Source organism: Vibrio sp. YMD68, assembly GCF_029958905.1.
Taxonomy (GTDB): domain Bacteria; phylum Pseudomonadota; class Gammaproteobacteria; order Enterobacterales; family Vibrionaceae; genus Vibrio.
In genome coordinates this window covers 574,769-594,290 of sequence record NZ_CP124614.1, presented here as the reverse complement: position 1 = coordinate 594,290, position 19,522 = coordinate 574,769, and the positions used below count along the sequence as shown (strand labels likewise).

At 45.3% G+C, this 19,522-nt stretch carries 16 protein-coding genes; 3 read left to right on the top strand and 13 right to left on the bottom strand.

Going from position 1 to position 19,522, the window contains the following annotated elements:
* Positions 1-28: 28 nt before the first annotated feature.
* From QF117_RS08760 to QF117_RS08715, 10 genes are all read right to left on the bottom strand, one after another.
* Entirely contained in the window at positions 29-1,684 is a 1,656-nt protein-coding gene (locus QF117_RS08760) for a VWA domain-containing protein (RefSeq protein ID WP_282388595.1), read from the bottom strand.
* Positions 1,685-1,752: 68 nt separating this feature from the next.
* Positions 1,753-2,193, bottom strand: coding sequence for a hypothetical protein (locus QF117_RS08755; protein WP_267385823.1), 441 nt, complete (start codon positions 2,191-2,193; stop codon positions 1,753-1,755).
* 61 nt (positions 2,194-2,254) lie between these two features.
* Positions 2,255-3,208: a DUF3150 domain-containing protein gene (locus QF117_RS08750; RefSeq protein WP_143692904.1), complete on the bottom strand. Its 954-nt coding sequence runs from the start codon at positions 3,206-3,208 to the stop codon at positions 2,255-2,257.
* Positions 3,209-3,305: 97 nt separating this feature from the next.
* The gene (locus tag QF117_RS08745) at positions 3,306-4,073 is read right to left on the bottom strand and encodes a hypothetical protein (protein ID WP_148505710.1); all 768 of its coding nucleotides are present in this window, start codon (positions 4,071-4,073) and stop codon (positions 3,306-3,308) included.
* Positions 4,073-5,032, bottom strand: a complete 960-nt coding sequence (locus QF117_RS08740) for an AAA family ATPase (RefSeq protein WP_282388594.1) — start codon at positions 5,030-5,032, stop codon at positions 4,073-4,075. Before QF117_RS08740 ends, QF117_RS08745 begins: the two co-directional genes overlap by 1 nt.
* A 209-nt stretch (positions 5,033-5,241) precedes the next feature.
* Complete coding sequence (locus tag QF117_RS08735) at positions 5,242-6,258, bottom strand: lambda-exonuclease family protein (protein WP_282388593.1); 1,017 nt, start codon at positions 6,256-6,258, stop codon at positions 5,242-5,244.
* Between the two features lie 60 nt (positions 6,259-6,318).
* Complete coding sequence (locus QF117_RS08730; RefSeq protein WP_008844794.1) at positions 6,319-6,462, bottom strand: hypothetical protein; 144 nt, start codon at positions 6,460-6,462, stop codon at positions 6,319-6,321.
* Positions 6,463-6,545: 83 nt separating this feature from the next.
* Entirely contained in the window at positions 6,546-7,364 is an 819-nt protein-coding gene (gene bet / locus QF117_RS08725; RefSeq protein WP_000414662.1) for a phage recombination protein Bet, read from the bottom strand.
* Between the two features lie 79 nt (positions 7,365-7,443).
* The gene (gene ssb / locus QF117_RS08720; RefSeq protein WP_282388592.1) at positions 7,444-7,863 is read right to left on the bottom strand and encodes a single-stranded DNA-binding protein; all 420 of its coding nucleotides are present in this window, start codon (positions 7,861-7,863) and stop codon (positions 7,444-7,446) included.
* 15 nt (positions 7,864-7,878) lie between these two features.
* Positions 7,879-8,205 (bottom strand): hypothetical protein, encoded by a 327-nt coding sequence (locus tag QF117_RS08715; RefSeq protein WP_055647248.1) that lies wholly within the window; start codon positions 8,203-8,205, stop codon positions 7,879-7,881.
* A gap of 367 nt (positions 8,206-8,572) precedes the next feature.
* Between QF117_RS08715 and QF117_RS08710 the strand changes: the two genes are divergently transcribed.
* Together QF117_RS08710 and QF117_RS08705 are read left to right on the top strand one after the other, a co-directional pair.
* The gene (locus tag QF117_RS08710; protein WP_282388591.1) at positions 8,573-9,175 is read left to right on the top strand and encodes a hypothetical protein; all 603 of its coding nucleotides are present in this window, start codon (positions 8,573-8,575) and stop codon (positions 9,173-9,175) included.
* Between the two features lie 100 nt (positions 9,176-9,275).
* On the top strand, positions 9,276-9,959 hold the full coding sequence (locus tag QF117_RS08705) for an endonuclease (protein ID WP_282388590.1): 684 nt from the start codon (positions 9,276-9,278) through the stop codon (positions 9,957-9,959).
* A 311-nt stretch (positions 9,960-10,270) separates the two neighbouring features.
* On the opposite strand, the gene QF117_RS08700 is transcribed toward QF117_RS08705, so the two are convergent.
* Positions 10,271-12,031, bottom strand: a complete 1,761-nt coding sequence (locus tag QF117_RS08700; RefSeq protein WP_282388589.1) for an ATP-dependent helicase — start codon at positions 12,029-12,031, stop codon at positions 10,271-10,273.
* Between the two features lie 3 nt (positions 12,032-12,034).
* A complete protein-coding gene (locus QF117_RS08695; RefSeq protein WP_282388588.1) occupies positions 12,035-14,134 on the bottom strand; it encodes an AAA family ATPase in 2,100 nt (699 codons plus the stop codon).
* A 450-nt stretch (positions 14,135-14,584) separates the two neighbouring features.
* Here QF117_RS08695 and QF117_RS08690 point away from each other — a divergent pair, with 450 nt between their 5' ends.
* Complete coding sequence (locus QF117_RS08690) at positions 14,585-15,682, top strand: ISAs1 family transposase (protein WP_282388587.1); 1,098 nt, start codon at positions 14,585-14,587, stop codon at positions 15,680-15,682.
* A gap of 147 nt (positions 15,683-15,829) precedes the next feature.
* Here the strand turns inward: QF117_RS08690 and traN are convergent, their stop codons facing one another.
* A complete protein-coding gene (gene traN, locus QF117_RS08685; protein WP_282388586.1) occupies positions 15,830-19,522 on the bottom strand; it encodes a conjugal transfer protein TraN in 3,693 nt (1,230 codons plus the stop codon).

Genomic DNA, 19,522 nt, shown 5'->3' with positions numbered 1-19,522 from the left:
TCCCCGCAGGGTGGTAAAGTTGAAGTGGTTACTGAACTAACAGTTGTTGTGTTACTTCGAATAACTCACGCTTCAGATCTTTGACGTCGTTAATCACGATGCTTTGAGGAAAGAATTTCTCAACACTGCGTGTTTGAATCCCTATTCCCAGCAGCTCAAAGCCACTTCGTCTGCACCGGTCAACAATGTCATGCGTAGCAGCCCAATCATCTGGGTCACCATCGGTTAGCACTATCATTAGCTTTCGCTTCTGTTTTTGTGCCAACAAACTGTTTGCCGCAAACCACATCGCTTGTGCCATAGGTGTACAACCTCGTGGTTTTTGGTCAAAACAGGCGGCCCGATGTCGAACCGATTGCTTGGGTAATAACGCGATAGAAACTTCCTGATGAATACCAGGAAAATAACTGACCGCAGGTACAACACCCGGTATGCCTTCCAGTGCCATGGCCAAAGCCAAAGCGGCTTCATTGGCAACATGAAAGTACTTGCGATTACCTTCGCCAATGGGCTTACCCATTGAACCCGATATATCAACAAGCAAGTGCACAGCAGCATTGGGCGCGATGCGAGGCTGCCTTTGAATAAACAATCTCGACTCTCCTGCTTGTGAAGCGGCAAGACGATGGGTTGCAACTCGAAGACCGTGCCGTTTGGCATGATTCCGATTGTCCTGACTGGACTGAACCATGCCCCTAAGTCGGGCTCGAATTTGAGCAGACTCCGACGCCGATAAGGTCAAGATAGCCTCATCACCCAACATGGCCTGCTCTGCTTGGGGCAAACTGAGTGGAGTGACGCCCTGATGTCCTTCAGCTTGTTCCGACAACACTTCTGCCACTTGTGTAAAGGTATCGGGTTCAAACTGAGCGGCACTGGCCTCTAGGGCTTGTCGCAAATTGTCAGCTTGATCAGAGTTATCTGAATCCCCCGTTTCAGCAGCATCCCCCATTGCAGACGAGTCTGTTTCAGGGATTTGACTGTCACTACTGTTATTGCTGTCATTACTCGCAGCTTGTCCAATGTCATTACCGCTATCAGCATCCGACTCATCCTGTGGTGGACAAGATTCTTCTTCCAACATGGCAACGATGGCATCGACAAGTTTCAGCACTTCACCTGTAGACCCTAAGCTAGGCACTGCTGTCAGCATGGCGCTTAACCGGCTCATCGCTGCGGCAGGAAAGAGTTGTCTCACTCTTTCATCAACAGCTTGATACAAAGGCGTCAGCGCTTTCTGGCCCAGAAAATGGCATCTCAAGCGGAACAACAACCATGCTTGCAAGTTAGATGCAGGCTCAAGCTGTTCAGGTACACACATTTGTTGTGTGTCCACCATGTACTCAATCACTTGCGAAATACTGCGCCGGGTTCCGGGGTAATCCTTTGCCAATTCGTTTTCAATACGAACATCCTCAATGATATTGAGAAGTGCCTTACGGATCGGCTTGGACGACGCCTTCTGCACCATATCAAAATTAGTATGCCGAATATGCGCCGCTTCATGAGCCAGATAACCCCAAGCTATCTGTTGATAGTGTGGGTCGTCTGGGTTTGCTGTTGGGATCACAATCCGCTCACCATCGGTAAACGCATCTTGTCCTTGAATAAGCACCTTCACACCAAACTTTTCGCCATAAGCGGCGGCAACGATTGGCAGTGCGTTTTTTAATGGATGATTCATGGGAGTCTCCTAATCATTAGGGGGAATACTCCCTCAGCGGGAGCGTTTCCCCGCTGGGAATGTAAGTGTTAAACCTGTGCTTTTAGCTTATCCAGGTCGTATTTTTGACCTAACCAAGCCACCAATTGAGCTGGACTCTCGTGCTGCTCAAATGACGTTTTAAGCTGGTCGAAACTCAGGATGTCATCCAATGTCAGACCGTACTGGTCTTGTAACTGAGTTGACACCTCGTGTTGATATTGCAGCCAGGCCCGCTCAAAAGCGGTTTGCTGCAATGCCATGTTTGGAACAAATACCATGGCCGTTACCCAAGCTCCTTGTGCGTCCGCATCTGCGATCAAAACAGGGTTCTTGGGGATCACGACACTATGTGTTGAGTACGACCGTTGTACTAACGTTCGACAACACGCCACTTCTGGTATCGATTCACTTTCAACCGCATCAGTCACACCACGAAAATGTGCTTCAAACTGGTTCAGTTGGCTGGGGTTATGGATGGTTGATTGCATAATTTCCTCTTACATAGTTCAGAGGACATGCGCCCTTAAGGGCAACATGCCCTCAAGGACGTTAGAAATAAAATGAGTTTGGTACAGTCGAACCATGGTTTGGTCTGACGGTTGGTTGTGGTATTGCACGTAAGTTATCTGCCTGAGCAGATACTGGCTGTGCGGGTTTAGGTTCAGGTTTGGGCATCAGTTGTCTGATATCCAATTGACCTTCACCGTGCATTCTCATCTTGTCTGGATCAGACAAAATTAAAATGGTCGCCATCAGTTCGTGATAGAGATTGTCTGTCACAGGGCCGGTCTTCGGCAGACGAACAAATAAATTGTCCATCGCTTCGACCATCGGCTGAACTCGATGATCCAGGAATGACAAACCATCCAACTTGTCTCTTAACCGTTTGAGAGGGTTAAGGGCTCGCTGACTGATTTGATTCTTACCTGCAACAGAACGCTCAAACAGTTCATTGGCATCACGAGCCACCTCCCTAAAGAGGGTGTGTCCCATACCATTGACCTTGTCATCTAAGCCACCAGCTTGGTCAGCCGGTTGCATTCGATAGATGGCGTAATCGAACTGAAGCCGTTGTTCCACGTCTTCGATGGGTGATAATGCACGTCGGATTGCATCTGCAAATTCCGGGTGTTTTGCAACCCAGTCAAACGTCACCTGATCATAGTTGTCCAGGAACAACTGCTTGCACTGCGCAAACTCCTGACCGATTCGGTCAAGCTCTGGAACAATCTGATCAATTCGCTCTTCAGGGACAGCATAGCCACCTAAGAACCGCACACCGACTTGCTCACACAAGCGCTGCGCTTCTTTCTTAAGCCTTTCAAAGTTCGCCAATGCCTCTGGGTCGCAAATTTTTTTACTCCCTAAGCTGGCAACATCCTTCGGTGGAAGTTGGCTGCCATTGGCTAATCTGAAATCTTCAGGCCTTAGTTTTTTTCTACCGCTCCAGATGGAACAGTCGATGTGACAAATCAAAAGTTTGTCGAGGGTTTGAATACTCATAGTGCATCCTCATGCGAGATGGGGACGCACCACTCCCAACAGGAGCAATGGCCCCATTTGGGTGGTAGTAGTTGACGCGCTAATGGCAAAATCACTATCAGAAATAGTAATTTTGCGAATCAGGCGACGATTGGTTGAGATCGATTTTCGCAGGCATTAAGTCCAGTGCTTCAGCAATCGGGCGAACCCGCTCTAAATCACTGCCTAGCAACCGCAATACATCTTTTTCCAACTTCAGTTGGTCGGATACTTCTATCCCCTCAGGACTCGCTACTGTGAGCGAACACAGAGGTGGTAATTGACGCTTAAAGGCCAGTAACAGCAACAATGGCCACGGGCCATCATCAGTGTTAACAATGCCAGCGCCTTCACCTGACACAATGCTGATTTGATTGGTACTAGGTAATCCGCTTTTGCAAAACCCTAATGACCATTCTCCAATCCTGACCTGGTTATCATCAATAACAGCCAAGCCATAGGCTTCAAGCAGCTTTGCCATATCGAACAACGCTTTTTGAGCCAGCGAGATTTGGCCATTGACGTCCTTGCGAGTACGAAACTCCCAACTGACGTTATTGGCGCACGCGACGCTATCTAGCGCATTTGAGAGTTCAAATGGCCGCCCTTGATGATCAATGCCGACTTGTCCAACAAATCGATAACCCTTGTTGATTTTCTCATTGATTCTTCGGTCTGCTTCAGCGTTAGGATCAGTCGAGTCAATCAATCGCTGCTGCGACAATTGACCAGCTTTTCCAAACCGAACTTCAATCTCCTGGGTGTCTGATCCAACGTAAATGGCCCATTCTTTGGCTGTCCCATCAGAATGACTGTAACGGTAAAGAGCAAAGCACTTTTCCATCATCAATCCTCCCAGTGGTCACCGAAGACATCAGCGGCAATACGGTGAATGGCTTCACGTTGCTCCAACTCAGCACGAGCCGTCAAAGACCGAACCAGTGCATACTCCACTGCGTTAGGAGCGCCTTTAAAAGCAAGTGTTAGCTTTGCCCAGCGCACCAAGGTCCGAGTGGACATGGTGATACTAAGCTCAGCACCGCCATCCGCGCCCCCAATAAAAAGACGGCGAATGTCACCAGCCACTTTCACCATTTTTTGGCGAAAGACTTCTGGCAAGCCCGGCGCAACGCTCTCCAGAATGGCTTCCTCTACAGAAGGCTCTGCATAGGTCGCTTCGATGATTCTAAAGCGATCAAGAAAAGCCAAATTCTGTTGAAGCACACCTTGATACAAGCCCGTCTGGTCACCGCTGCCCGCACTGTTGCCGGTTGCGATAAAACGAAACTTGTTATGTGGCATGATGATCTCACCGCCATTTTGTGCGATGACCAACGGGGCACCTTCCAAAATGTCATTGAGCCCAGCCAGTTCAGCAGGCTCAGCAAGATCCATTTCATTAATGATCAGCAAATGGCCATGCTTTACAGCCAGTGCCAGCGGTCCATACACAAAGGTCATGTTGCCATTAACCAGCGTGTGGTGACCGATAAGATCGGACAACTCCAATCGACCGTGCGCAGTAATTTGCTGAACAGGCCAATTCAATCGAGAAGCAACTTGGCAAATTAGCGAGGTCTTACCGCATCCAGTGGGGCCAGTAATATACAAACCGTCACCGTCTGGGTTAGACAAGAACGCCAATACGTCACGTAAGTCTTCTTTTCTAAAAACATACTCGTCCTTGCGAACGGGAATGTTTGGATGGGTAGTGTCGGCACCAAATCCTTCCAGAACGAAAGCATCAGGAGCCGGGACATTAAACGCTTGATTCACTTGAACCAAAAATGGGGATTGTTCAGTCATGGTAAACCTCATCTGTTTTGACGAGGCCCCATGCCCCAACAGGGAATGAAGTCCCCGTCGGGTGGTGTGTTGATTGTGGTATGGCTGTGTATATAAGAGTTCAGCTCGCTCTATCATTCGTACCCAGCATTGGCTACGAGTGAAACTGCTTTCTGATGCACTCGATGTAAGTGCATGAGAAAGGAGCCGAAATCGGCTCCAAGTGAACGTTAAAAATAAAATGAGCTCGGCGAGTCACCTGGCAGAACCAAGTTCTCTTGCTCAAGGCTGATTTTGATTGGTGTTTCAACGGGCTGATCTGGCTTATTGGTGCTGATGCGCAACCGCTCTTGTGGCGCTTTTCGGTAAGCAGCTAAAACCTTTTCGTCCAGTTCGCCTAATTTATCGGTGGCCAATTGCTTATAGTCCACCGTGCCCGCCATCATGTAGCGGCTGAGTTTGACCCCAGCATAGTCGGCATGAGCGTAGTTACCCATCATAGCGACCAATTTTGACTGAGCTTCTCGCATTTCCTCTTTCAAAGATTTAATGTGATTTTCCAGTCGAACCACTTCGGCATGTGCTGAGCAATACTGGCGGGACAGCGATGTCCAGCGGTATTGGGCTTCACCCTTGGGAACAAAACAATCTTGCTCTGGGCATTTTGACGGTTCTTTTTTGGTCTGTACTAACTCCCAAAACTGAAGCTCTGTTTCTTGCAATTCAGTTAAGAACAATGCGTCTCGTTGTATTTCAAACTCAATCAGTTGATCCTCAAAATAGAAAACCAACCAACCTCGCGTGCTATTAGCGACCAGTATTTGATGCTGTACTTGCACCCAATACAACTGGTACGCCTCGCTTTGTTCTCGGTTAGCTTGCACATCCTCAAAAACTGACTGGCAAGGACATTTCAGTTCAACGGGCTCGCCCGCATCGTTGATGCCATCAAAGCTGGCTCGAAAGATTGCGTTATGATCGGCTTCTGCACATAACGGCAGAAGAAAGTCATTATGCGCATTCTCAAATGCTCGCCTTGCTTGAGGCTCCAACCGAATACCGCGAAGCACATTAGGATTATTCGACAGGTCTTCCGGTAATACGAATCCAGTTTTTTCTGCCCATAATCGCCAAGGTGTTTTGTAGGGTGAACGCCCCATAATAATTGGGGCTTCAGATGCCGTAACCCCTGCAATGCGCCACTGGTGCCATGCAGGAGTACGTTGTGATAGGTCGATAACCTTCATATTGTCTCCTTTGAGGGGAGACTCCCCCGAAGGAGAGAACTCCCCTTCAGGGTTAAGTGGTTACTTTGCAGCTTGTGCTAACGCTGTTTGGTGCTGAACAACACTTGCTTGAACCGAATCAATTGCCGCTATACCGGCTTGAATCGAACCTACGACAAGGGCAACAACCAATACCAAGCGAAAAAGTGAGGCTGATTTAGTCATGGAAGATCTCCAAATAAAAGACGAGACCTTCCCCCCTGACGGGAGAATAATCCCGCCAGGGTTAGTAAAATGAATGCGTGGCGCTAAGAAGCTAAAGGCTGTGTGAGCGCTTTGGCTGCTTGTTGTTGTGCATTAAATATTTCTTGTTTCGCAAACGTCAGTTCAACACCCTGAAAATGTTCATTGGCATATTCCAATGCACTATTCCAAGCGTTTGAAGCTTCTGCCCGCTCGATAAGCTTGTAAACAAGCCCTCGGGTTCGATCATCAACTTGCTCGGGTGGAATCACTGATGGCTCAACAACGTGTGTTGCTTGGCCTTCGATAATTCGCTCCGCTTCGTCTTGATCGAAAATTCCCACAAAGCCAAACGCAATGCGGGAACACTGGATCATGGATTTATGTCTTAGCATTCGCTTAGTGTGCGTCTGCCATGGACCATCTACACGGTAAGGGCCATTTTTGCCGTTACCTTCAAAAGGCGGTCGATAGACTTCATCCAGATACTCAGTGATTTTGACTGGGTGCGAACGGTCGCGCCGATAGATGATGCATTCCATCCATTCAGGGCATTCTTTCGCGCCATCCAGTGAGACTTTGTTTTCTGAAGTCTTAAACTCCATGCCATCAAACTGGTCGTGTTGATTGATGATGCGAGACCATCCATCGACACCTACCACTGGGATAATCCCAGCTTGTTTATCAGGGAACGCAAAAATCTCTTTGGTGAAAGGGTTCAAGCCGTACTGATCTGCAACCACCAAGAGCGCCATCATCTGCTCATTGGTCGGTGCACTACCGTCACGTTGCTTGAATGCTGTTGCTTTTAGGGTATCGAACAACTTGTTTGGATCGACACTAAAGCGCTCAGCAAAGCGTTGGATTAGCTTTGGTTTTTCCATTGTGGACTCCGACAATCAAAGTGGGAGTCTGCCCCTGACGGGAAAGTACTCCCGACTGGGTTAAAGCGTTTTTGCTCGGTTAAAAATCTGGTTCAGGATATGTTTGTGCCCAATTAGCTTGGGAGCCCGCATCATCCGCCGGTGATGGCTCAGATGCTTTGTTCACATTATCAAGAAGCAGAAACTCGTCCGCGTCCACTTCGGTCAATCGATGCTTAATGCCATCTTTCTCCCATGAGCGCGTGCGCTGAGGCCCTTGAACAAAAAGCTTCGCTCCTTTTTGGATCAAATCTTTTGCTCTTAGCCCTAACTTAAATCCACCACGATCTCGAAAAACGACCCGATGCCATTCCGTATGCTCTTTGAGCTCATTGGATTGACGGTCGCGCCATTTCTCAGAAGTGGCCAGCGAAATGCTGGTCACTAAATCACCTGATGGATAGGCTCGCGTCTCTGGCTCAGAGCCAACGTAGCCTATGAGTGTTACTTGGTTTTTCATGATGTTCTCCTTGTCTTAGTTGAACTCTGTGCAAACAGTCGTTTCTGCCCGGCTGGGCAAAGAAGACTGACGACGCAGATAGGTTGGTATTTCGAGTAAAGCCATGTCGTACTGATGTGGCTCTTTGTAAAACGCAGATGTCAAACGGGGCATACCAGGAGCTTTAGGCACTGCCATTGGACGACGTTTTGGTTTTGGTGTGAGCAATCGCTTGATTTGAGTAAGTACAAATCGAAACGGGCGCACACTTTGACGAGCAAGCAATCGCAAAAGCGACCAGCTCAGTTTTGCAAGCAACATAATGCCTGCGATTTGGATAATAAATCCGAAGATATATTCCATTGGTGACTCCTTATATTGGTTTTGAAGGAGTCACCCCCAACTGGGGAAAACTCCCCCAGTTGGGTGGTGAAAAGGCGAACCGTAAGGAACGCATGGTTGAGCATGTAAAAACATGCAGGCTATTTGTTTAAGGAGGCTAGCTACCTCTTAGTACCACTGAGAATACTCAGCGGCGGGCTTCCTTTGAGCTCATGCTCTCAGGCGCAGATATCACTGAAACAGATCAGCAATATTTGATAGTCAGTGTAACCGTCTTATCCAGACAGGATAGTTAGAAAGATGCTCAATTCTTCCACCTAGCTGAAAGGCCATTACCTCACAGAGGATTAGTCTAGGGACTGATTATTGTCATATCAGGAGCAAACTTATGGCCCAAGCAAAACCCAATTACTCAAAACCCATCTTTGAACAATCATTCACAATTAACAGCTTACAGGCGCAACGTGTCGTTGACCGTGTTTTTAGGCGCACGGTCAGTGCGCTTTACGGAATCGATGTCATCCTACGCATCATTGGCGATGAGAACGAAATCGATGAAGTGGAACAGATCATTAGCCAGTTGATCGAGGATTGCGCTAAGGCGGTAGACAAAGAACAAGCTCGTTTGGACAAACTGATGGAGTCCAACGGCATCGATGAAGTACCTGACTACACCGACCCGATTACCTTCAACGCCAAAATCAGCTCGCCTCAGGTTGGCCAGTTTGCCGGCTTAGTTCGCAAACTCGATGCGTTGATGATCTCAATGGACACACTCTGGTTGTCTAGCGTGCTTAGCAACAAGCAACGTGTTGATGGCAACTACGCATGGCAACAGCGCATCATCAAACTGGCTCGACGCATAATTGATATCGAAATTCGAGCACGAAAATCAGCCCAAGCCAAGGGTAAAGAAGCAGAAGTTGAGCAAGCGGTGCCTTCAACCGATGACGATATCACTGAAGAGGAAACAGATAACCCCGCCAACTAGGCTCCCATCAACCAGCCCCTCTCGAAGGGGCTCTTCATCTTGCTGTATTTTCTATCAAAATCATTAAAATGAATTTAACTGTCATTTTTGGCCAATTTACATGAATAGAACTAATTTTCTCGTTACCTTCTTAATAGCGTTGTTCGCAATCCCTGCATTTGCAGAACACCCAACATCGTTCAGCCAGGCAAAACGATTTGCCCGAGAAATTTACCAAGACAACCAGAGTACGTTTTACTGTGGATGTAGCTATAACAATGATGGTGCGATTGATGCTGCATCTTGCGGATATGAACCAAGGAAGCAACCGAAACGAGGAGAACGCTTAGAGTGGGAGCACGTTGTCTCAGCATGGGAAATTGGCCATCAACGCCAATGCTGGCAAAACGGTGGACGTCGGAACTGCGAAAAGAATGATCCTGGGTTTTCTAAAATGGTGTCGGATCTCCATAACCTCGTACCATCAGTAGGAGAGCTCAACGGGGATAGATCAAATTTTCGATTTGGCATGATTCCGTATGAACCAAGATCCTATGGTCTATGTGATTTCGAAGTTGATTTCAAAGACCGCCGAGCAGAACCACCAGCTAATCGTCAGGGTGATATTGCTAGAATTTATTTCTACATGCGAGATCAATACGGCCTAAGACTAAGCAGGCAACAAACTCAGCTATTTGAAGCTTGGTCAAAAATGGACCCTTTGGACGAATGGGAAAAAGTACGTGATTTGAAGATTAAAGGCATTCAAGGTAATTCTAATTGCCATGTATCAGATAGCTGTTAATTGAAAACTAGCTAAAACAAATTAGTTGAATAAGGTTCGATTAACAGTTCTCAATCTAATCTGACCGTTGGCAACATCCCAAAGCGGGCGTTCGATTCTAACTCGCTTTTAGCCCAAAACTGCTTAACGTAAATACTATAAGGGTAGTTATGAGCGAATAGCGGCGGTTTAAATAATAGTCTCCTGAATAACTGCTTCAAGCTCAACAGCGACTTTAAAAGTTCGCTGTAAGTTTATTATACCCTCTGGTCAGCCAAGAATAACGAAACCGATACGTGCAGAGTAAGCTTCTTAAGCCCGTCATACAGGTATTAATTATACTGGTATTTGTAAGCATTCAATAAGCTTGACGTTTCATAAGGGTTACCGTTTTGAGTTCTTCGTCCGTCTTCTGCAAACAAATATAAATTTTCTTTAGCTCTAGACGCGATTACATACAGCAGCTTTGATTCTGAATCTCTTCCGACAGATACTGGTCGATTAATTATGTCGTTCCAATGGGGGATGAATCCTCTTAAAAGTCCAAATGCTATAACAGTCTTGTATTCTTCACCTTTTACACCGTGACAGGTATTAATTACTACCCCTGTTGATTCCTTAAAAAAGCTTTTTAATGCTGTAACGGTGTCTTCATATTGACCTTCACTACGCTCAATGTTCGCTAATGCTTTTTCAAAGAATAATTCAAAATTTTCTAGAAGAACTTTGTCTGTCACTAGTTCTATTTTTAGTTCCCTAACCATAAACTCAAAACACGCTTTGAGGTATTCAGTCCCAACTTGGGTGTCACTTTGAAAAGAATTAATTAACTTTAAAAGTTTTTTAGGCGTTAGTTCGCTAATATGGTGATATGTTTCGGTAAGCTGACGTATTACCTCTCCAGCCCATTTTATTCGTGTAGTTAATAACCTTCCGGATGGGTCTGTTAAAGCCAGTTTCGCGACAGTTAACCAAAAACTATCTTGTTGACCATGAAATGGTGATAAAGCGGGAGCATCAAATTTTACATCGGGAAGTAATGTAATTAACTTTTTGGTCATAACCCTTATAGGATCCCACTTTGGAGCAATTACACAAATGTCGTTTTCGCTACATCCATTATCCAATTCTTGTTGAATTAAGTGAGCAATATTGTCAGCTAGATAGTCCTTATCAACACTCTGATTGAAGAAGCGAATAGTACCTGAGGCATTTTTATTTTTAGCCTTTGATATACCGCCATTAACATTGCGAAATGGAGAAAAGTAGTCCACAAGCCTTTGTGTAGAACGATAGTTATCACTAAATGTAAAGGGTGTAATATTGCCACCCAAGAATTCTTCATTTATTTCATCTAGTGATAGAGATTTTCCGCCAATACTTCCGTAAATCGCCTGATTTTCATCGCCAACAATAAACAACTGTGGCTTATCTGATGCATGAATAAATATCTTGGATAGAATTGCGTATTGAAGATCTTGTGTGTCTTGAGCCTCATCTATACATATTAAGCTAAATATGCCTCCTAAAGTGTTAGCAATTTCGGGTTTTGCTTCCAATAGTTGATAAGCAAAATATAGGGATTGGTCAAAATCTATTTTCTTTCTTTCGGCAAGCTCTTTTCGATACTCTTGTTCAACTCTAGTAGCTCGATGGTCCGAATTTATCACTTCGCCTTGCCTATTAAACGAAGTATTAATGTCTTCGAATATACCTACGCCATTTTCTTTTTTTAGTCTATTAATAATACTTCTTGTTTCATATTCATCAGCTATTGAATAACCATCATTTAGATAAGAAAGGTAAGGTGCGTAAGGTTTTATTATCCAATCCAAGGCAAAGGAGTGAATGGTTCCAGCCCACACCTTGCCACTCTCTATTGTATAATTTTCGTCGAGTCTATCGGTAATTTCAGCTGCGGCACGATTTGTAAAAGTAACAGCGAGAACTTTATTGTTTCGGTGCTTCAAAGCATCTACACCTTTGGCGATTCTTGCTGTGAGTGCTCTTGTCTTGCCACTGCCAGGGCACGCGGTTACATAAGCATTTCCGTTACAATTTACGGCGGCTTGTTGCTCGGTACTTAATTCCATAATCTACCTAGCCAGCAAGTTGATTAGGTACGTTAAATCGTCATCAGCACATTCTTTAACAAACTCACTAATGCAGGCATTTATGTCATTGCTATTGTCTTTGAAGAATTCAACAGGTTTATCTTCATCTTTAAAAACAGGCATTGGATTGTTCATCCTGTAGCAGCACATTTTATGTAGAACTTGAGGTGCTAGTTTGTAACCACATGAAAAAGCTATCGCATTCAGAATATATTTAGGGATATATGTTTCCGATGTAATCGTTTCTGATACAAGCAAAGCAAACCAACCTTTTCCTTCTTTATTAGCTAACCTAAGCACTTCTTTTCCGTATATGCTTACATCGGAATGTTCGAGCAACGCTGTTGACTTATCAATATGCGCTTGAGATGTGTATATTGATTTTAGCGACTCAACTAACTCTATTGAGTTTTCTGCGCTTAAAAAGTCAACTTCAAAAGTGTGGTTGGCGTAGAATGCTTCTACGTAATCGTTTCCATTAATGTGCTCATCAAGCTTTTGTTTTCGTATTTTTCCTGATTCTTGAGAGTTAAAACAAGATCGTAGGTAATCATCGAAATCAGCTTCGTTAGCTGGTAGCTTTGCTATGGATTTATCCAAATCAGTAATTATCGCACAGTTTTTTCTAATTCTATCCAGGTGAAACAAGTTTGATATATGTTCAAAAAAAGCACTATCCATACTAATTAAACTTATACCAAGTTCATCTAATGAAATGCCTAATACTTTTTTCACAAGCGTTGGTATAAGTATTAATTCAGCCTCACCTTCAACTAAAATAACACCTTTCGCGAAAAGGAGTGTAGAACGTGTTGCATTTAAGTATCTTTCGATTCGACTACACTCTTTGGTGTTCAAGTTTGTTGCAGGTTGAAAAACATCAACCCTATTCTCATCTAGCCCCAAAATGTTCATTTCGGCAATTTTGGCAACTGATGATATATGTGTTGAGTGGGTAGATAGGAATACCTGAGTTTTATCTACAACGTGATTTTCAAACAGAGTCTTTTGGATGTGAGTATGGATATGCGCTTCCGGCTCCTCTATCACCAAAAATTGAGCTGCTTTGTCTATATTCTGCTTGCGCTCGTATTCTAATAACTTAAGGGCAACATAAATCAAATTTGCCCCACCAAGGCTAAGTTCATTTAAATCACCACTGTAGCCATCAACATAGTTATCACCCACGGTTAGAGACAGCTTTTGTAATAACTTATCAAGCTCGCTCGGTAGCGAAGATTCAATATCAATAATCGGTGAAAATGCGTAACCAACCGTTTGATGTAATGTACTTTGAATCCCATTTGAAACTTGCTTTATTTCGTCTAATTCTGAGATGGCGGCATTAATGTCGGATACTAGTTCAGTAATATTTTTTGAGTCTTCATCGGAGATATCAGACTCCAGCCCCTTCAATAGAGCTAGCAAAGGACTGTTTCTGTAATTCTTTAAATCAGAAACTACGTCTCTTAATGCTTTCACGAAAGTAAACGATACTTCTTCATGAAGAGGAGACAGCTTTACACCATAAGATTTAAAATCTATATTATTAGGGTCTGGGAAAATATAATTAGCAAAATCACCGACTAACTCTCTGTAGGTTTCATCACATAAAAAATCAGCATTGGCTCTTCCTGAAAATACTGGTTCATAGTCATCAATTGTAATTTCATTTAAGATTTGTTTAGATAGGGTTTGATCACCGTTTGCCTCAAAAAGTGCCTGCCTGACCTTTAGGCAGGGGCGATAATAATATGTAAGTGTGCCTCTTGAGCTGTCATCCATATGCCCAGCATCATGCTTTAACATCTGGCAGCCCTCATGCGGTGAAAGTTCATCGAAATCTATGGAAATGACTATCCAATGGCCTTTCCAATCAAGCAAATTTCTACAGAAGTCGCTGTCTTTTAATCGGGTAACGTTTCTAGGTAATGATTCATCGAGCAACAATCTAAGAGTAAAAAGCGCATTAGTCTTACCTGAGCCGTTTTCCCCTAATATAGTATTCACCCCTTTTTTAAAGGTGAAGCGTGAACTTAAGAAATTTCTGAAATTCCTTATCTTTAGAGAACTTATGTACATTCCATTACCTTATTTTTGTTTTGCTTAAATATATGGGGTATGTAGACCACAGATACAAGACAGACTACAAATGTGTTTTAGCTGCTGACCGTCGTCATACGGCTTTACCGTAAGTTCAAAGTTTGAACTTACGGTAGTTGTTAATGAAACTAGACGAAAATCTATCAAAATTCCGATCAAAAAAAGGGAGTTTTTACAACAGCTAAAAGCTTCACCCAACAGCAAAACCTAATCTCAATTGCATTCTGCCCGATGAAGTTCAACCCAATTCATCGAAACTGCAAGATCAGATATGAGCTACTACAAACACTACTACAAACACCAGGGCGGGATCTAACTAAATTGTGATTTAGAATTGACCTTTGCTTGCTGCAATTTTACGAGTGGCAAATGAACTTTTTTCAGGGGCTGGGATCACATCAATAACTTAAACTTGAATAAACTTATTGTATGGACTTATTCACCTATCTAGAAGATATACCTGATCATCGTCAAGCAACAAACATGAAGCATAACCTTATTGATGTTGTTTTCCTTGTTTTTTCAGCTGTTTTAAGTGGTGCTAACGGGTGGAAAGAGATACAAAATTTTGGTGACGCCCAAATTGAATGGTTAAAAAAATATCGTTCTTTCGAGAATGGGATCCCCCGCCGTCACTGCATCGCGATGATAGTGAAAGCACTTGATACAGAAGCTCTGATGCAGGCTTTATTGAGCTGGATAAATGTACGTCGAGAAAGCTCCGGAAAGGCTCGTATTGCAATTGATGGCAAAACATTACGTGGAGCATGGAAAGGCGATATTTACAACGCGATCCATGTGGTCAGTGCTTATGATGTTGAAAATGGGATCACGCTGGCCCAATCTTCTAGTGATGGCAAGGGTGATGAAGCCGAACTAGCTCGCCAGCTTATTGATATGTTGGGAACTAAGGGCACGATATTCACCTTAGATGGCCTTCATGCTCAAGTTAAGTCAATGGAAGTGCTAAAAAAGAAGGAATCTGATTTTGTTATTCAAATCAAGAGAAACCAACCCTCGCTTTATGAAGCTGTCACCGCCAGCTTTGCCGCAGCGTACGATAACCCTGAATTGTTTGAAGAATTCTCGCAAGAAAACAAAGGGCACGGACGATTAGAGCGACGTGAAGTCTTGCAAATGCAGGCCTGTTTGCCTGAAGAGCTTGCGAAAAAATGGACCACAATAAAAAGCGTGATAGAAGTAGTGAGTGAAAGATGCGAGGGAGGCGTTAGAACAAGGGAGTCTAGATGGTATATCAGCTCTTTACCAGTTAATGCAGAACAAGCAGCACAGTATATAAGAGATCACTGGCTAGTTGAAAATGAACTGCATTGGGTGCTTGATGTTGCGTTCAGAGAAGATGCTATGAAGGTAGCAGATCCAACAGGGGCGGCACATCTAGCGCTGTTTAACCGCGTATCCTTGAGTGTGATCAAGCAGCACCAAGGGAAAAAAGACAGCATCAAAGGCAAAAGGCAGCAAGCAGGATGGAGCCCAGATTTTAGGGCGGAGCTAATATTTGGGTGATATCAACTAAAAGTTAACTCCCGCCCTGCTACAAACACTACTACAAACACATCTGTTACAAAATAGTCGCAGTTAATTCAATGCATATTTATTATTTTTTATATGCTCCATTAGCCCTGCAAAACTGGGCTAATGGAGCAATTTCTTTTAATTGTTTCCCGAAATTTCTTCCGTCGCCTCCTGGCGTAATTTCTGAGCATCCATTCCGTTTAGCCTTTCAATGGCTCTATCTGCGGCACTTTGACGGTTTCCATCAACGTTTAGCGTACTTCCTGAGCCTGTGAGTCGTTCCAGATCCAGTGACGGTACTTCGGGTAGGTTGCCTGTTATCGATAAGATACCTATCCATTCATCCAGATTGACTTGGCTCCAATCTACCTGGTTTAACTGACTCGCGGTCAAACCTTCACAGTTTGGTGACTTGGCACTGCCCCAACCAAGGCCCAATTGAGGACGTACTTGTTCTTGAATGATCCGTGAAAGTGGCGAAGTAAAGCAGCAATATGACTGCCGTTTTTCAACACAGGCACCTAAGAACTTAGACTTGCAGTAAGAACCTACATAGTGGCAACTCTTCAATACCCGCTTGGCGTTCATCTCAAATTCACTCTGCTCACATTTCCAGATAAGCTGAATGAGGATCATGGTGACTGAATAAATCATGTAGGCCGTCATAACCGTACTCAGAACCGCGCCAGCAGCGCCCCCCAGGGCAAAGTTACCGCCCGAAACGACACCATCGGCTCCAACCGCGCCACCAACGTTGCTAAACAGTGCCGATTGCGCCCCCGAACCAAAGGTCGTACCTACCCATTCAGCCGTTTTGTTGGTCAACACCTGCATGAAGCCAGTCGCAGCTTGCTCCGCTCCCGCGCCAGCAGCCGTTGATGGCCCTGCCCCCATGAGAGAGTCCCATGCAGACACAAAAGGCTCTTTAACCGCACTCCAAGTGCTCGTTATTGGCTCCCTGAGCGTATTCCAGGAACCATAGATTGCCGAAGACGGATTCATGGCCATGACTGCCGTATCAAGCTTGTTGACCGCCACTATCATCGTGATGTAATCCGATAACGACACGCCACTTGGCTTTTCACAGCAATCCACTATGCCGCCAACGGCTTTTTTGCACTGGCCAGCATTACCTTTAAAGACCGTACACTCGACGTTATCTTGGCCATCAGCGCCCGTGCATGACATATCATTGGTCATAAACTGAGCCGCATTAAGCATCGCAGCGGCTTCTGCAAAGTTAGCCTGCTTGATTGACTCTGGCTCCAAACAATCTGTGCCCATACAGCGAACTGGCCCCTCACAGTTGTATTGAGCTTCCATTCGAGCGTTTTGCACTTCAACGCTTTGTCCGCAGTCATACACCAAACTTTGGATATAACAGAAGCCTTCATGACCAGCCCCGCCTTCAGTGCATTCGGTTCTGACATACTGGCAGGCCGGGTTTTTCTCTAGCGCGGCACACGTATTGGTGGTCGTGTTTTGTCCGTTATTGACGATGGTTTGTGTATTACCATTGGCATCTACCCAGCTATCTGAGCTGCCCATGTTGAACTCTGGATGAGCAGTAGAAGCATTGTAGGTCGCTCTTGCCCTCCAACATGAGAGCCCCAGTCCATCAGAACTGCCGCGACTGGTTAAATGAGCAGGAGACGAAACAACCGCCGGATAAAGGCTTCCAAGATTGGTCAACTCGCCACTACCAACCGTTAACCCGTCGATTCGTTTTGTGCCCGTATCCAAACACTGCCACTGCACCGCAGTGAACTGATCCGTTTGCATCAAGCATTGGTCTATGCCCGGATCACTTGATTGATGAACAACGTCCTGCTCTAAGTACTTGCCGGAGAAGGTCAAGGAAGCACTTAGTTTCGCAGGAGCCAAGCACTTCTGAACTTCTCGGCTGCAAGTATCGAAATCGACTTTGTTCCAGCCGGACTCACATTTGGAACGAGTGACTTCCTGAGGTTCATGCCACGAAATAATCGACCCATTGACGACTTTACACAATGAACCAACCAAGGTTCCTTTTGGACAGGTCATTTCAGGGTATTTAATGGATGACTTCGTCTCAGTCACCGTCTCCTTATTGCCCGTCAGTGAGAGTGTCGTTTTCCAACCATTTGCCTTAGATGGCGACTCGGTGATTTTTATCTCAGTATTTTGATTATCAAAAACTCTCAGCGTCGCGTTTCCAGTTTGCATTGTACTGCTGTGCTGTGGAACAAAGCTGAGCGTTTCAGAGCTGAAGCAACCACGCTCAATGGACCAGTTTTGTTGATGGGTTTCAGCAGATACACGTCGCTCTAACTGACACTGAGTAAGTGTGCTGATCTTCTCGCACACCTGGTAGTCCGGTACATGCTTGGTTTCAGTAAATGGCGTAATCGTCTGAGTAGGCTCACAAGCTTCAAAACTACTTGGCATAAGGTTGGATACCACACACTTTGGATCGCTGGTTTGCAATCCACAGTCATAGGTATCGGTAAAACGAATGCATTCACCTTTATCATTGGTCTCGGCACATTCTGACGACATGAATCCACAGGAAGGATTCGCTTCAAGCACTTGGCAGGCCTGATTTTCAATCCCCTTATAGCTTTCATCATCCACACTCACTTGAACACGCCGACACAAAGGCGATATGCCAGCCACTGGGCTTGGGGCAAAGTAGGATTCACAAACTGAAACACCATTGACCACCGTACATCCGTTGGTTGAAGACGGCTGATCCGTGCATTGAATACTGTAGTCTGAAAACTTCGCCGGGATATCCGCTGCTTGTTCGATACAGGATTGTGGCGACCAACTATCATTCATCACCACCTTGGTTGGATCAAAGCGCACCTTGATGCGTGCATAACCCTCACCACTACCCGTTACCGATACGCGAATTTTTACTGGCACTTCTAAACCGGGCTCTACCGCTTTTAGCTTGGCGGTGAGGTCAGTATTAGGATTGCGTTCCCAACTGGTACTAAGCTCGCAGCGACCTGCCGTTTCTGGTGGAAAGTTATTGTTCGGCCCAGACCAGACTTTCTGATCGCCAAGCCACACTTGCATGTAGTCATCCCATTTGGCGTACTCAAGAACGGCTGAGGTAATCGCATCGGGATTCACGACTTTGAGTGTGATGGCCTGTTCAAACACCTTACAACGGCCACTCCAGTAGTTGTCGCCAATTCGTCCTATCCAAACTTCAAGACACCCCTCACCACAAGAGCGAAGGTTCATCGGCCCTGAAACATGCTCAATGATGCCTGCCGTGTAATCGTGAGTAATAGTGCAGCTGTTCACCGCTGTATTGAGCCTGTCACATTGCTGGTTATTTGGGCTTCCTTCACCTTGAGACTCACAGCCGGGGAAGCTTTGGGTTAATAGATTGGGGTCAGTTTGAACCGCATCAGTTAATGTCCAAAGCGGATCATTGACCATATCTGGCCGAGACCTGTCTTTGATTTGCTGGAGCGAGCGAAACGCCTCACCCGAAGCGCCACTTTCGGATGCCATGCTGTCTTGGCGCTGTGTCCCCAATTGATTCATGCTGGCATCAGAGCCATAAACGCCCGTTAAGACATCCAATGAGCCCTGATCCATACCAGGGAAAAGCTCTTGCAAGTTAATCGTCTCATTACCACTGCCAGTCGGCACCGACAATGTATTGCCATTGAGTGCGGGCATCGTCCAGTTTTGCAGCAATTGCTTACCTTCTTGTTGTCCGCTTAAGCCGGATTGGCGCTGCACATCAGCGGCGACACCATGTAGGGGCAAGCACGCCATAGTGATAGATAAAATACCCGCTAAAACTCGGGTAAAAAGTGTTGGTTTCAT

What these genes read in the sequence shown, in the direction of transcription:
- QF117_RS08695 (WP_282388588.1), bottom strand. Translation starts at nt 14,134, where the DNA reads ATGTACATAAGTTCTCTAAAGATAAGGAATTTCAGAAATTTCTTAAGT.
- QF117_RS08715 (WP_055647248.1), bottom strand. Translation starts at nt 8,205, where the DNA reads ATGGAATATATCTTCGGATTTATTATCCAAATCGCAGGCATTATGTTG.
- QF117_RS08755 (WP_267385823.1), bottom strand. Translation starts at nt 2,193, where the DNA reads ATGCAATCAACCATCCATAACCCCAGCCAACTGAACCAGTTTGAAGCA.
- QF117_RS08700 (WP_282388589.1), bottom strand. Translation starts at nt 12,031, where the DNA reads ATGGAATTAAGTACCGAGCAACAAGCCGCCGTAAATTGTAACGGAAAT.
- QF117_RS08750 (WP_143692904.1), bottom strand. Translation starts at nt 3,208, where the DNA reads ATGAGTATTCAAACCCTCGACAAACTTTTGATTTGTCACATCGACTGT.
- QF117_RS08690 (WP_282388587.1), top strand. Translation starts at nt 14,585, where the DNA reads ATGGACTTATTCACCTATCTAGAAGATATACCTGATCATCGTCAAGCA.
- QF117_RS08745 (WP_148505710.1), bottom strand. Translation starts at nt 4,073, where the DNA reads ATGATGGAAAAGTGCTTTGCTCTTTACCGTTACAGTCATTCTGATGGG.
- bet (WP_000414662.1), bottom strand. Translation starts at nt 7,364, where the DNA reads ATGGAAAAACCAAAGCTAATCCAACGCTTTGCTGAGCGCTTTAGTGTC.
- QF117_RS08740 (WP_282388594.1), bottom strand. Translation starts at nt 5,032, where the DNA reads ATGACTGAACAATCCCCATTTTTGGTTCAAGTGAATCAAGCGTTTAAT.
- QF117_RS08705 (WP_282388590.1), top strand. Translation starts at nt 9,276, where the DNA reads ATGAATAGAACTAATTTTCTCGTTACCTTCTTAATAGCGTTGTTCGCA.
- QF117_RS08760 (WP_282388595.1), bottom strand. Translation starts at nt 1,684, where the DNA reads ATGAATCATCCATTAAAAAACGCACTGCCAATCGTTGCCGCCGCTTAT.
- QF117_RS08730 (WP_008844794.1), bottom strand. Translation starts at nt 6,462, where the DNA reads ATGACTAAATCAGCCTCACTTTTTCGCTTGGTATTGGTTGTTGCCCTT.
- traN (WP_282388586.1), bottom strand. Translation starts at nt 19,522, where the DNA reads ATGAAACCAACACTTTTTACCCGAGTTTTAGCGGGTATTTTATCTATC.
- ssb (WP_282388592.1), bottom strand. Translation starts at nt 7,863, where the DNA reads ATGAAAAACCAAGTAACACTCATAGGCTACGTTGGCTCTGAGCCAGAG.
- QF117_RS08735 (WP_282388593.1), bottom strand. Translation starts at nt 6,258, where the DNA reads ATGAAGGTTATCGACCTATCACAACGTACTCCTGCATGGCACCAGTGG.
- QF117_RS08710 (WP_282388591.1), top strand. Translation starts at nt 8,573, where the DNA reads ATGGCCCAAGCAAAACCCAATTACTCAAAACCCATCTTTGAACAATCA.